Source organism: Chitinophaga japonensis, from assembly GCF_007830125.1.
Taxonomy (GTDB): Bacteria; Bacteroidota; Bacteroidia; order Chitinophagales; family Chitinophagaceae; genus Chitinophaga; species Chitinophaga japonensis.
In genome coordinates this window covers 696,103-709,121 of record NZ_VLLG01000002.1, presented here as the reverse complement: position 1 = coordinate 709,121, position 13,019 = coordinate 696,103, and the positions used below count along the sequence as shown (strand labels likewise).

Below are 13,019 nucleotides of genomic sequence, written 5' to 3'. Positions count from 1 at the left end.
TGGTGTTGTTTGATGAAATTTGCGGCAAAAATAGTTCTCAACATTCATTACCTCCAAGAAAAAAGCTGAATTAATGATTCCTTAACATCTGGTTAATATAAAAGTAATATAACAATTTTTCTTTTGCATAAGGAATTCATTTTATTTAAATGCCGGAAAAACGCCCATTAGATATAGTTGTGATCTCCGATGTGCACCTGGGGATCTACGGATGCCATGCCAAAGAGCTGGTGCAGTACCTGGATAGCATAGACCCGAAAATTCTCATATTAAACGGAGATATTATTGATATCTGGCAGTTCAGCAAGCGATATTTTCCCAAAGCGCATACCAAGGTGATCCGCCGTATCCTGAAAATGATAGGCCGCGGCACGGAAGTGTACTACCTTACCGGCAACCACGACGAGGCGCTGCGCAAGTATGCGGGCTTTGAGCTGAGCAATTTTACCATTGATAACAAACTGATCCTGGAGGTGGACGGCAAAAGCCACTGGTTCTTCCATGGCGACGTGTACGATGTGACCATGAAGAACTCCAAATGGCTGGCCAAGCTGGGAGGAAAGGGATATGATATCCTGATCATCCTCAACCGGCTGGTGAACAACGTGCTGGAACGCATGGGCCGCGAAAAGCTGTCGTTCTCCAAAAAGGTAAAGCATAGTGTGAAACAGGCGGTGAAGTTCATTTCAGATTTTGAGCAGATAGTGGCAGAGATCGCTATTGACAAGCATTTTGACGTGGTGTGCTGCGGGCACATCCACCAGCCTATTATAAAAGAAATGGTGCATAATGGCAAAACCATTACGTACCTCAACTCGGGCGACTGGGTAGAAAGCCTCACCTCCCTGGAATACAGCGGGGGCCAGTGGCAACTGTATCAGCACCCGGTCACCAAAACAAAGGTGGTGTTACCTGACGAGGAAGATGAAACCCCGCTTCCCTGGGAAGTGAATAAAGTCATCAGCTTTCCCGCTCCCTGATATCAGACCTGCGTTACCAACATCTCTACTGCCAACGACTGCAACCGGTTTTGTATAGCACTTTGATTTAATATTATTTTCACAAATTTATAACAAGTGCTTAATATTAAATTAAAAGTAACATTCTAAGTTTGCCGGAATGATAATTATATATAATAGTTGGGGCAAAATAAATGTTAAAGAATGAAGGTGCTGAAGTTACATCCTTTGATGACCATTTCCTTGCTGCAGATGCAGTTTCAACGGCTGCTCTGCTGTAACGTGACCGTGTATGTGCAAAACTCGCTGGCTAATGCCTTTGTTACCCTGCGGGAAGCCGGGTTCCCGGAAGATATGCTGGTAGAATACCCTATTGATGAAACACTGAGCCTCCGCGAATTCGAAGAGGAGCTGGAGGAAAAGTTCAACTTCAGCCTGGAGCTTTGCAGCAAGAAGGACAACAAGCCTTTCACCAATAAAAGCCTGCACCTGTTCCAGCTTATTACCAGTGCGCAGGAAAACGGCAACGGCGCACGGGAGGAAACCGGCCGGCAGTTCGACCTGTCCCTGGAAATGCTCCTGAAGCGGCAGGCGCCCCCCGGTTTTTCATTTTAACAGCATATATGTAGATATCAACACCCTTCATCACCATATTCCTGCACCTTCTCCTTCGTTTTCCTGCTGATTGATAACGATTTTTTAATAATTCCTTAACAATTAACATTCTGGTAACATTGGCTTAACAATGCGATAATAGCCCGGTGATAGTTTTGCGGTCAAATTCTAATAACTGGTGATGAAGATTATACGCAAATCTACGCTTATCCAACTTTGGGCTTTTATATTGCTATTGGGTTTTACGCATAACGTATTTGCAACCACAGACCCCGGGAAAATAACCGGAAAACTAACTGATAAAAAGACTGGCGAAGCACTGATAGGGGTTACAGTATTGGTACAGGGTACCACTACAGGTGCAGTTACAGATGTGGAAGGCCGCTATGTAATAACAATTGCCCCCGGTACCTATACCCTTGACTACAAGTACATGGGCTACCAGACCAAATCCATCAGCGGCGTGATCGTAAAAGCGGGCGCCGTAACCAACCTGGATATTGTAATGGACGAACCGCAGTCCAAGGAGCTGAAGGAAGTGGTGATCCGTGGCTCCTTCAAACAGGAGACACTGGCCTCTCTTTACTCTTTCCAGAAGAATAACGCCAGCGTTTCTGATGGTATCTCTTCTGAAGTGATCAAAAAATCACCTGACCGTAATACCGGCGAAGTGCTGAAAAGAGTGAGCGGCGCCAGCATACAGGATAACAAGTTCGTGATCGTACGCGGCCTGAGCGACCGTTATAACTCCACCCTGGTGAACAATGCGCCCCTGCCCAGCTCCGAGCCGGACCGGAAAGCATTTTCCTTTGACATCGTACCGTCCAACCTGATAGACCAGATCGTGATCAATAAAACGGCTACGCCGGATCTGCCGGGCGATTTCTCCGGCGGTATCGTGATGATGAAAACAAAGGATTTCCCCACTACCCGTACCATGGAGCTGAACTACGGCATCGGGTACAATACCATTTCCACCTTCAAGGATTTCTACGGCAGCAAAAAAGGCGGCCTGGATTACCTGGGCTTTGACAATGGCTTAAGGAAGATTCCTTCTTCTTTCCCTGCCACCCGCGAAGAGTATGTGAACATGACCCGCGACCAGCGCCTGGCGCTCTCCAAGGATTTCAAGAACACCTGGGGCATTGAAAAGCGCGGTACCGTTATGCCTTCGCAGAACGCGCAGTTCGTATACGGGAACTCTTATGACCTGAAGAACGATTACCGTTTTGGTACCATGCTGTCACTCTCTTACCGCAACAGCGCTACCATTAACGAGCAGGTAAGGAATGACTTCAACGAAGTAGACTATGTGAATACCGGCAAGGGCATACCCTTGTTCGAGTACAATGACAGGATATACCGTTTCAATACCAGCGTAGGCGCGCTGGCTAATTTTGCCATCAGCCGCAAAAATTCAAAGATCGCCTGGAAGAACATTTTCAACCAGACCTTTGATGACAGCTATATAGACCGTTCCGGCATCTTTGACCAGGATTATACGCAGCGTAACCTGCAGTTTGAAGTATCCCAGAAATCGCTGATCAATACCCTGCTGGAAGGCGATCACCGCCTGGGGGCCAACAACGCCAAACTGACCTGGGACCTGTCCTACAGCCGCACCAAACGCGAGCAACCGGACCTGCGCAGGCTCTATTACTCCAAGCTGCTCAGCGATGCGAATGACGAGAGCGTGCCTTACCAGGCCTCTGTGCCGCAGGTAGCCACTCCTTCCACTGCCGGCCGTTTCTACAGCGATCTTACAGAGAATATGTATGCCGGCGCTGCCAACTACCAGCAGCCTTTCAAAATAGCCGGGCAAACACAGTCCTTTAAAGTAGGCGTGTGGAAGCAGTACCGTCAAAGGGACTTCAGCGCCCGGATCATGGGATATGTAAGAACGGACTATAGCCAGTTCAACTCCGCCCTGCTGACCCTGCCTGCGGACCAGATATTTGCGCCGGAAAACATAGGTCCCACCGGGTTTATCATGGACGAGATCACCGACCCGCGTAACAAATATGAGGCCAGCGGCGACCTGTCTGCCGGTTACATCATGTTCAACAATGAAATGTGGAGCAAGCTGAAACTGGCCTGGGGTGTGCGTTTCGAGAACTATAACGAAAAGCTGGACACCCGCCTGAACTCTGGGCCCCTGAGTATCCGGAATGAATACAACGATCTCCTGCCTTCCCTGAACGTCAGCTATGCAGTAACTGACAAGGCGAACATCCGCGCCAGCTATTCAAGAACAGTGGCCAGGGCGGAATTCAGGGAACTGGCGCCTTTCTCCTTCTATAATTTTGAAACGGGCATCGTGATGATCGGTAACCCGGACCTGAAGCGCACCCGGATCGATAACATGGACCTGCGCTATGAATTTTTCCCGGCTTCCGGCCAGATCATTTCCGTATCCGGTTTCTACAAGCGCCTGGAGAAACCCATCGAGCTGTTCGTGAACTCCGGTTCTACTGCGGCCAGCAAAACCATGTCCTACATCAATGCGCCGAAAGCCAATGTATATGGTGGTGAAATGGAGATACGCGAGAACCTGGGCTTTATCAGCAATACCTCCAGGGTGCTGAATGCGCTGACCGCTTATGTAAACTTTGCGCTGATAAAATCCGAAGTGGACTTCTCCTCACTGGACCTGGCTACCATTAAGGATAAACGCCCGCTGCAGGGACAGTCTCCCTACCTGATCAATGGCGGGCTGCAATATGCCAACGCTAATAATGATTTCCTGGTGAACGTGCTGTATAACCGTATTGGCCGCCGCTTGTCTGTAGTAGGTTTCGGGCAGTATGTGGATGGTAAGTTCCAGGCAGACTACCCGGATATTTATGAAGCGCCGCGCGACCTGGTAGACCTGCAGATCAGCAAGAAGGTTATCCGCAATAAAGGTGAGATAAAACTGAATGTACGCGACCTGCTGAACCAGCGGCTCAACTTCTACCAGGACCTGAATGATAACAAACGCTATGACAAGGCCAATGACCAACTGATCAACAGCGTACGGTTTGGAACCAATATCACATTATCATTTGGTTACAAATTTTAATGTTATCAATACGATAATGTTCCATTAACAATTCCTTAATACGCCGAAGCTAATTTTAAAGTCTGTAAAATCTAAACTATCATGGTTATTAAATTAAAATCTTTTGCCTACTTGTTTCTGGCAGCTTCTATGGGTTTTGTAGCTTGTAGTGATGACGATAATCCTACACCGCCTCCTACCGGCAGTGCAGAAGGCACCATTGAAGGTCAGATCACTGGCAGCAGAACATTGTCAGCAGATACTGTTTATACTTTAAAAGGGTATGTGCGCGTAATGGACGGCGGTAGCCTGACTATCGAAGCCGGTACGTTGATCAAGGGTGATAAAGCTACCAAAGCAGCCCTGATCGTTGAGCGCGGTGGCCAGATCCACGCACAGGGTACTGCTGAAGATCCGATTGTATTTACTTCCAACCAGCCTAAAGGCTCCAGGGCCATTGGCGACTGGGCCGGTGTGATCATTGCCGGTAAAGCACATGTTAACACTGCTGACGGTACCGGCCAATACGAAGGCGGTGTACTGGGTACCGGTGTAGCTGCTTACGGCGGCACAAACGATGCCGACAACTCCGGTGAATTTTACTATGTACGTATCGAATATGCGGGTATTCCTATTGAAGTAGACAAGGAGATTAACGGCCTGACCCTGTGCGGTGTAGGTAGCGCTACCCAGGTACACCACGTACAGGTATCTTTCGGTGGCGACGACGGTTTTGAGTTCTTCGGCGGCTCTGTTAGCGCGCATCACCTGGTTGCTTACAGAACTACGGATGACGATTTCGATTTTGACCAGGGTTACAATGGTAGCCTGCAGTTCGGTATCTCTGTGAAGGATCCGGGAGTAGCTGATGATGCTGGTACTTCCAGGGGCATTGAGCTGGAAAACAAAGGCTCCGTAACCGGTGACGTATATTCCCGGCCCGTTATCTCCAACTTCACCTTCGTTGGTCCCGGTGCTGATGGAGGCACGCGTCATGGAGCAGGCGTGCATTTTGGCCTGAATAGCCGTTTTGTTTTCCGCAACAATATCGTAGTGAACGCAAAGACGGTAGCTGTTGAAATCAACGGTCAAACTGCTGCTGATGCGCTGTTAAGCAATACTGCCGGCAGCAACGCGGAGCTGAAGAACAACCTGCTGTTCGGCATCGATGGCGATTTCAAAGTATCTAACGCTACCGGCTTGACTGTAGACCTGCTGAGAGAAAATGCAGTTGACAATTGGGGTAACACTATCCTGGCCGCTGCAGCGGATGCAGGTATCGAGAGCATTGATCTTTCTTCCCTGAACCTGAAGCTGAAAACCGGTGCTACTGCTAAAACCGGCGCTAACTTCGAAGGTCTGACCGGTCTGACCACGGTAGCTTACCAGGGTGCGATGGATACGGAAGACTGGACTGCCGGCTGGGCTAACTGGGATCCTCAGAACACGGATTATTAATCAACGTAAGCGTAGATTTTCATAAACTGTTCAAGCACCGTCCTGCTTTTTAGCGGGACGGTTTTTTTATGCCTGTAACTGAAGGTAACATTAACTTAACATACTAACAGTATAAAAAGCCCTACTTTGAGATTACCTAGAATATTGTTTGTAGCTGCCTGATATTGTGTGTTACCCACTTCCTGAATAAATATACCTTGAGAGGTTATATGCTTTGTTAACTAAATCGACTCCTCATGAAAAAACAAGTAACTATGGAAAAGCAAGTATGGAGGTACATGCCCCTATTTACGTGCCTAATCGGCATCTTTACCGCGTGTAAAAAAGCAGAAGTGCCCCAGCAACCACCTGACACTGACCCCATCCAGGAAAAGAAAATAGATTCCAAATATCTGCTGCGAATCCATCAGTTAGGATTTGATACAACAGGCGCAAGGAACTATGACTCCCTGTTCATAGTAGAGGGGGATATCCCAATGGCAAAAAGTTTTCTGGATACAGTAAAGCTTTCTTCTTCCGACAAGAATGGAAGGCATGCTTACACCAACACCCTGCTCAATATGAATAATATCAGGATTTTTCTATCAGAAACATTTTGGGGGAATTCTACATACTATCAGGGAATACTCCGCGCTGTTCAGGAGTGGAACGGGGTAACTAACTCCAGTCTTAATTTCCATACGATCTCGCATGCAGATGCAGGATATAACTGGGAAATTATCAATGCTACATTACCTGGCGGGATTTTGGCACTTAATGATTATCCCGGCTTACCCGATATCAATGGGGTGCCCGGTTATAATATTCTTGTAGATATGGATTACATCAATTCACTTAACCTGACTTACAGGCAGATTAGCTGGATCATAGCGCATGAAATAGGTCATATGGTAGGACTCAGACATAGTGATTGGGATCTTCGTGGAGAAGGTACAGGAGTAGAGGGCGCCAATTATTTTCCCAATATTCCGGTGGAGGATTATAGCTCACTCATGCGTGCAATTTTTGATATCAACAACGATGGCAGCGTGCTCTTTTCCAGTTATGACAGAACGGCGATAAGCACTTTATATCCCTTACACTTCTGCAACCTGCAAACTTATATTGATCTTCCCAACAGTGGGCCTTCAGGAACAATAAGTGGATCAATATATCCTTCTTATCGTGGAAGTGTTGATTTGGTTGAATGGGAAATTACCAATAATTCAGGATTTAGCTACACATATAGCGACGCTGATCCGGAGGCTGTAATTCCCATTCTGGCGCCAGGGACTTATACTTTCAGGCACCGTATTATTATAAGCAAGGGATGCACCAGCACTTGGAATGTAAGAACGATCACTGTGCTTTAATAATAAGAATTTTTCTCATAAAAAAGGCCTACCCATTTTTTTGCGTGAGTAGGCTTTTTTGCCTCACATTACGACACTTTTATGTCGTAATGTGGGGCATTACGACATAAAAGCGTCGTAATGAATGGGTCATTATTCCCCCTGCTTCAAATTCGCTGCATACTTCTCCGGGTTCTTATCAAACACGCCTTTGCAGGTGGGAGAGCAGAAATACACGGTATCCCCTTTATACACGCTCCATTCCTGGTAGCTGGTATCATAAGGCATTTCGCACACCGGATCGCCGGGCAGGCTGCTGGCAATGGCAGTGATAGCCCCCTGTTCCGCAGTGGTGGTTTCCTGTTGTTGCGTAGTACTGGTTCCGCAGGCCGCTAATATCCCGGCCAGTAAGATGCTATAGCATAACCTTTGCATAAAAGGATGTTTTTTGCTTTTTACTTTTAATTGCTGTTATCCTGTGAAATACGCATTACCATGATCCGGTAGTGCAGTTTCAGGCTCAGGCCCAGTACGCAGCCGCACAGGACGCCTATCAGCAGCATGGTGCCGGTAAATGTCCGTATAAAATGCACCGCCTGCGGTACGTAGGGAATCAACGCTACCACCAATGCCAACAGCAGTATGTTCCTGATCTCCTTTTGATACTGTTTCAATAAATGCTTCATCACGCTGTTTTTAAAGACCGCATAAAGGTACGGCAAAATGACCAATCGGTTAAAAGGAAGGGAGCAGGACTTTAAAATCCGTGGACAGTTCTTTAAAAGAAGCCGGCAACTGTTTAAAAGACCCCGCCAACACATTAAATGAGCCCTTAAACTGACAGGGTGGCGTTGCCACTTTCCAGGTGGACACCGCCACCTGGAAAGTGGAGTGTGAAACATGACAGATGTATCGTGTCAGCAGGCAGATGGAGCGCGCCATCGTTTTGGTGGGCGTCGCCACCTGGCAGGCTGGCATTGACAGCGCTTGTTATTGCTGCCTTTTACTGCAGCACTACACCTGCGTTGTCAAAATCGCCCTGCGCCACGCGGCTGCGGCCACGGCGGAAGGCGCCGGCATCCAGCAGCTTGTGATAGTAGACGTAAGACACCACCAGTATAGCCAGGATCACCAGCGGGAAGATGGCAAAGCTGCCGAAGCCATACACCACCGCATTGCTTACAGCAGCGCAGATCAGGCTGATGCCGAAGCCGGCATATGCCCATTCCTTCAGGCGGGCGGGAACAAAGGGAAACACCAGCAGTATGGCGCCGGTCACTTTAAATACGGTGAGCATTACCCTGAAATAATCGGGATACCCCAGCTTCCTGATAGCTTCCACGGCAAGGGGGGTATGAGAAGTAAGGCCCGGCATTACGCCATCCCACAGTACGATAATGGCAGTGGCAATCCAGAAGATGATCTTATTCTTTTTCATGATGCAAGATTTTTAGGTTTGTTGGTCTGTTTGTTTAATGCAAAGCTATTTCCCTTCCATGAAAGCGGTAATGCGTGAATACGACAACTTGAGGGGTAGTTTGCGACATCAAAGCCGGTTTTTGCCAGGTACCGGGATAAAAAGAGGGTGTATCGTACTTTAGATACACCCTCTTTGCTATTTTTTCCAGTGCAGGAATTACTTACCAGATCACCACGCGGGCGCTGTCCGGCAGCACCATTTTGCCGCTGGTGCAGCCCCAGGCTTCCTGGAACTCCTTCATATGCGGCAGGGGACCATTGATCCGGTAGCGCGCGGGGGAGTGCGGGTCTGTCTGGATCTGGTTGCGCAGGGCGGCATCCGTAGTATTGCCATGCCATACCTGTGCCCAGCCCAGGAAGAAACGCTGCTTCCAGTTGTAACCGTCAATCGGTTCCGGCTCCGGCTTGCCCTCCAGTGATTTTTCCAGCGCATGGTAGGCCAGGGTAAGGCCGCCCAGGTCCGCCACGTTCTCACCAATGGTGAGCGCGCCATTGATGTTAAAGCCCGGCAGGGCTTCTATACCGCTGAAGTATTGCACATACTTGCCGGTCAGCTTGTCGAAGTTGGCGCGGTCTGCAGCGGTCCACCAGTTTTTCAGGTTACCGTCCGCATCAAACTGGGAGCCCTGGTCGTCAAAACCGTGGGTGAACTCGTGGCCTATTACGGCAATGATGCCGCCGTAGTTAATGGCGTCGTCCGCATCGGGATTGAAGAACGGGGGTTGCAGGATGCCGGCGGGGAACACCACTTCATTATTCAGCGGGTTGTAGTAGGCATTCACGGTCTGCGGCGTCATGAACCACTCTTGCTTGTCCACCGGCTTGCCTATTTTGGCCACTGCTTCATTATTCCCGTAAATGCTGGCGGAAATAATATTGTCGACCAGGTTGCCGGCTTGTACATTGATGGTGGAATAATCCTTCCATTTGTCCGGGTAACCGATCTTGTAGGTGAAGGAAGCCAGCTTTTTGTGCGCCATTTTTTTAGTAGAGTCGCTCATCCAGGTCAGCTTGTCTATCCGCTCACCGTATACGGAGCGTACGTTCTCGATCATTTCAGACACTTTCTGCTTGGAGCTTTCCGGGAAATACTGCTTTACGAACAGCTTGCCCAGGGGCATGCCCAGCGTACCGTCCGTAGAGCGGATAGCCCTTTCCACGCGTTGCTTCTGCTCTTTCTGCCCGCTCATCACCGTACCGTAAAAGTAGAAATTGGCCTGGTCGAACTTCTGCGGCAGGTAGCTGGCAAAGCGGTGCAGGAGCTGCCAGCGGGCATACATTTTCAATGTTTCCATCGGGGTGGCTTTCAGCAGTGCACCGGCTTTCTTCAGGTAGTCTTTGTTCTCGATGATAACCGTATCTGTTTGAATGCCCTGCGTGCTGGCATAGTAGTCCCAGTTAAACTGGGGCGCCAGCGTTTTCAGTTCGCTGAAAGGCGCTTTGTTATAGGTCTTCACCGGGTCGCGGCGCTCCACATTGGTCAATTGCAGCTTGGCCAGCTTGGTTTCAAAGTTCAGCAGGGTTTTACCGGGATCTTTATCCGCGAAACCTGCCATCCGGAACATGGTATCCACGTGCTTTACAAATTCATTCCGCACATTCACGGTGTTGGAATCCATCCGGTCGTAATAGCTGCGCTCGCGCAGGCTCAGGCCGGCCTGGTACTCATACAGTGCATTCATGGAGCTGTTGCGTGCATCAGCATCTACGCTGAACACGGCAAAGGTGTTCACGCCTATCTTCTGCAGCTCGCCGGTAACGGTAGACCAGTCGTCCAGCGACTGCACGGCATTGATCTTATCAAGATAGGGCTGCAGCGGGGAGATGCCCAGCTTTTCAATGGTGGTGGTATCCAGGAAAGACCGGTAGTAGTCCGCGATCTGCTGTTCCTCCGTACCTTTTTTCAGGTCGGTCTGCTGGCTGATCGCTGCTATGATGCCTTTCAGTCTTACTTCCTTGTTTTCCTTATCCAGTACGTTAAAAGCGCCCCAGCGGCTTTCCGTGGAAGGTATAGGATTATTCTTTTTCCAGTTGCCGTTGGCAAATTCATCAAAATCTTCACATGGTTGGTGGCTGGAATCAATGGAGCTCAGATCAAAGGCCGGCACTTTGGTGGAGTCTGCCGCCTGGTTGGAGGTTTGGGAATTGCAGGCTGCCATGGTAGAAATGGCCGCCAGCAATAGTAGCTTTGCAGCATGCTTGTTATTCATAAGTAAAACAGGTTTAGTGTTTAAATATACATGATTTAACCATTATTTAACGGCTTCCGCGGATTACAGGGGCTAAAACGGGATGGCCGGTTCACTATCAACTAATTTAGCTAGGTTTGTAGCTGCAATTATTAAAAGTGTGAGTATGTCTTCAAAGTTCGGAATATTCAGGGTACTTAGCATTATTAACCTACTGGTCGCAGGTTTTTTTGTACTGATGCTGTTGCTGGCGTTGTTGTTTATGCCCGCGCTGTCGCCGGTGCTGATCTTTACGCTGCTGACCGGCTCCGTAGTGATACACAGCATCCTGAGCATTTCCCTGCAGCAAAGCCTGCGGGACCCTGCACGGCCGCTGAAAGCCAATACCCCCGGCGGTATCCGCATCATGGGTTTTATGGCGATCTTTTATGCCGTGCTGCTGATCACCAACGGCATTTTCGGGTTGAACAATATGGATGAAATGCTGCAGCAGGCCATGCTGCAACTGCCGCAAAACCAACCTGCGCCCGGTATGGACGCCATGCGCAGCCTGATGACGGGGCTGATCATCTTCCTGATCATACATGCGGCGGCGGTGCTGGTCAACTGCGCCCTGTCATTTGCTTTCCTCCGTCAATGGCAGGAAAAGAAATAAGCTTTTAGCCAACAGCTATTTATATGGAACCTTTAGCAGAACGTTTAAGACCGGCAGCGCTGGACGAACTGGTAGGGCAGGAGCACCTGACCGGTGAAGGCAGCATTTTGCGCAAGGCGTTGCAACAGGGCAAAATTCCATCCATGATATTGTGGGGCCCTCCCGGCGTGGGCAAAACCACGATCGCCAACATTATCGCCCATACCCTGCAGGTGCCTTTTTATACGCTCAGCGCCATTGCGGCCGGTGTAAAGGAAGTGCGGGAAGTGATCGAGATCGCACGGCGGCAGGGGCACGCCGTACTGTTCATTGACGAGATACACCGCTTCAATAAATCGCAGCAGGATGCATTGCTGGGCGCCGTGGAAAAAGGGATCATCACCCTCATCGGCGCTACCACGGAGAATCCCTCTTTCGAAGTGAATTCGGCCCTGCTGTCCCGCTGCCAGGTATATGTGCTGAAACCCCTGGGGGAACCGGAGCTGCGGCAACTGCTGCAACTAGCCATGCAAAGGGACGAGTGGCTGCGGGAGCAGCAGATAGAAATAAAAGAAACTACGGCCCTGCTGAATATTGCCGGCGGCGACGCCCGCAAGCTGCTCAACCTCTTTGAGTTGGTGGTGGACACCCTGCAGGGCAACGGCCCCATCGTGATCACGGACAAGGTGGTGATGGACATTGCCCAGCAACGTATCGCGATCTATGATAAGACCGGCGAACAGCATTATGATATTATTTCCGCCTTCATCAAATCCATCCGCGGCAGCGATCCCAATGCGGCGGTATACTGGCTGGCGCGGATGATAGAAGGCGGGGAGGATGTCAAGTTCATCGCCCGCCGCCTGCTGATACTGGCTTCGGAAGATATCGGCAATGCCAATCCCAATGCGCAGTTGCTGGCTACCAGTTGCTTCCAGGCCGTGAACATGATCGGCTACCCGGAGGCCCGGATCATCCTGTCGCAGTGCGCTACTTACCTGGCTTCCTCGCCTAAAAGCAATGCGGCCTACATGGCCATCAACAAAGCTCAGTCACTGGTATCGCAAACCGGCGACCTGCCGGTGCCCCTGCATATCCGCAATGCGCCCACTAAACTGATGAAGCAGCAGGGCTACGGCAAAGGATACGCTTACGCGCATGATTTTGACAACAATTTCTCCGCCCAGGAATACCTGCCGGACGAGATCCGCGGCACCACGCTGTACGATCCCGGTAAGAACGCCCGGGAAGAAGAGCTGCGGAAGTATTTGAGAGGGTTGTGGAAGGAGAAGTATGGTTATTGATATTTTACAT

The 13,019-nt window shown here is 49.6% G+C and carries 11 protein-coding genes; 7 read left to right on the top strand and 4 right to left on the bottom strand.

Features of this window, described 5'->3' with window-relative positions:
• Positions 1 to 149: 149 nt before the first annotated feature.
• The 5 genes from LX66_RS02695 (at position 150) to LX66_RS02675 (ending at position 7,424) form a co-directional block, all read left to right on the top strand.
• Positions 150 to 980, top strand: a complete 831-nt coding sequence (locus LX66_RS02695) for a UDP-2,3-diacylglucosamine diphosphatase (protein ID WP_145710346.1) — start codon at positions 150 to 152, stop codon at positions 978 to 980.
• A 183-nt stretch (positions 981 to 1,163) separates the two neighbouring features.
• On the top strand, positions 1,164 to 1,574 hold the full coding sequence (locus LX66_RS02690) for a hypothetical protein (protein WP_145710345.1): 411 nt from the start codon (positions 1,164 to 1,166) through the stop codon (positions 1,572 to 1,574).
• A 181-nt stretch (positions 1,575 to 1,755) separates the two neighbouring features.
• The gene (locus tag LX66_RS02685) at positions 1,756 to 4,635 is read left to right on the top strand and encodes a TonB-dependent receptor (protein WP_145710344.1); all 2,880 of its coding nucleotides are present in this window, start codon (positions 1,756 to 1,758) and stop codon (positions 4,633 to 4,635) included.
• Positions 4,636 to 4,716: 81 nt separating this feature from the next.
• Entirely contained in the window at positions 4,717 to 6,072 is a 1,356-nt protein-coding gene (locus tag LX66_RS02680) for a T9SS C-terminal target domain-containing protein (protein WP_158642513.1), read from the top strand.
• 236 nt (positions 6,073 to 6,308) lie between these two features.
• Complete coding sequence (locus LX66_RS02675) at positions 6,309 to 7,424, top strand: M57 family metalloprotease (protein ID WP_145710342.1); 1,116 nt, start codon at positions 6,309 to 6,311, stop codon at positions 7,422 to 7,424.
• A 132-nt stretch (positions 7,425 to 7,556) separates the two neighbouring features.
• Here the strand turns inward: LX66_RS02675 and LX66_RS28335 are convergent, their stop codons facing one another.
• The 4 genes from LX66_RS28335 to LX66_RS02655 all read right to left on the bottom strand — a co-directional run bounded on the left by LX66_RS28335 (position 7,557) and on the right by LX66_RS02655 (position 11,092).
• Entirely contained in the window at positions 7,557 to 7,838 is a 282-nt protein-coding gene (locus tag LX66_RS28335) for a YHS domain-containing protein (RefSeq protein WP_211365965.1), read from the bottom strand.
• 26 nt (positions 7,839 to 7,864) lie between these two features.
• On the bottom strand, positions 7,865 to 8,089 hold the full coding sequence (locus LX66_RS02665; RefSeq protein ID WP_145710341.1) for a hypothetical protein: 225 nt from the start codon (positions 8,087 to 8,089) through the stop codon (positions 7,865 to 7,867).
• 317 nt (positions 8,090 to 8,406) lie between these two features.
• Positions 8,407 to 8,841 carry a DoxX family protein gene (locus LX66_RS02660; RefSeq protein ID WP_145710340.1) on the bottom strand — a complete coding sequence of 145 codons (435 nt, stop codon included), beginning with the start codon at positions 8,839 to 8,841 and terminating at the stop codon, positions 8,407 to 8,409.
• A gap of 202 nt (positions 8,842 to 9,043) precedes the next feature.
• Entirely contained in the window at positions 9,044 to 11,092 is a 2,049-nt protein-coding gene (locus LX66_RS02655; RefSeq protein WP_145710339.1) for a M13 family metallopeptidase, read from the bottom strand.
• A gap of 145 nt (positions 11,093 to 11,237) precedes the next feature.
• On the opposite strand from LX66_RS02655, the gene LX66_RS02650 reads away from it, so the two are divergent.
• Both LX66_RS02650 and LX66_RS02645 read left to right on the top strand, forming a co-directional pair.
• Positions 11,238 to 11,726 (top strand): hypothetical protein, encoded by a 489-nt coding sequence (locus LX66_RS02650; RefSeq protein WP_145710338.1) that lies wholly within the window; start codon positions 11,238 to 11,240, stop codon positions 11,724 to 11,726.
• A 23-nt stretch (positions 11,727 to 11,749) separates the two neighbouring features.
• Positions 11,750 to 13,009 carry a replication-associated recombination protein A gene (locus LX66_RS02645; RefSeq protein ID WP_145710337.1) on the top strand — a complete coding sequence of 420 codons (1,260 nt, stop codon included), beginning with the start codon at positions 11,750 to 11,752 and terminating at the stop codon, positions 13,007 to 13,009.
• Positions 13,010 to 13,019: the final 10 nt, after the last annotated feature.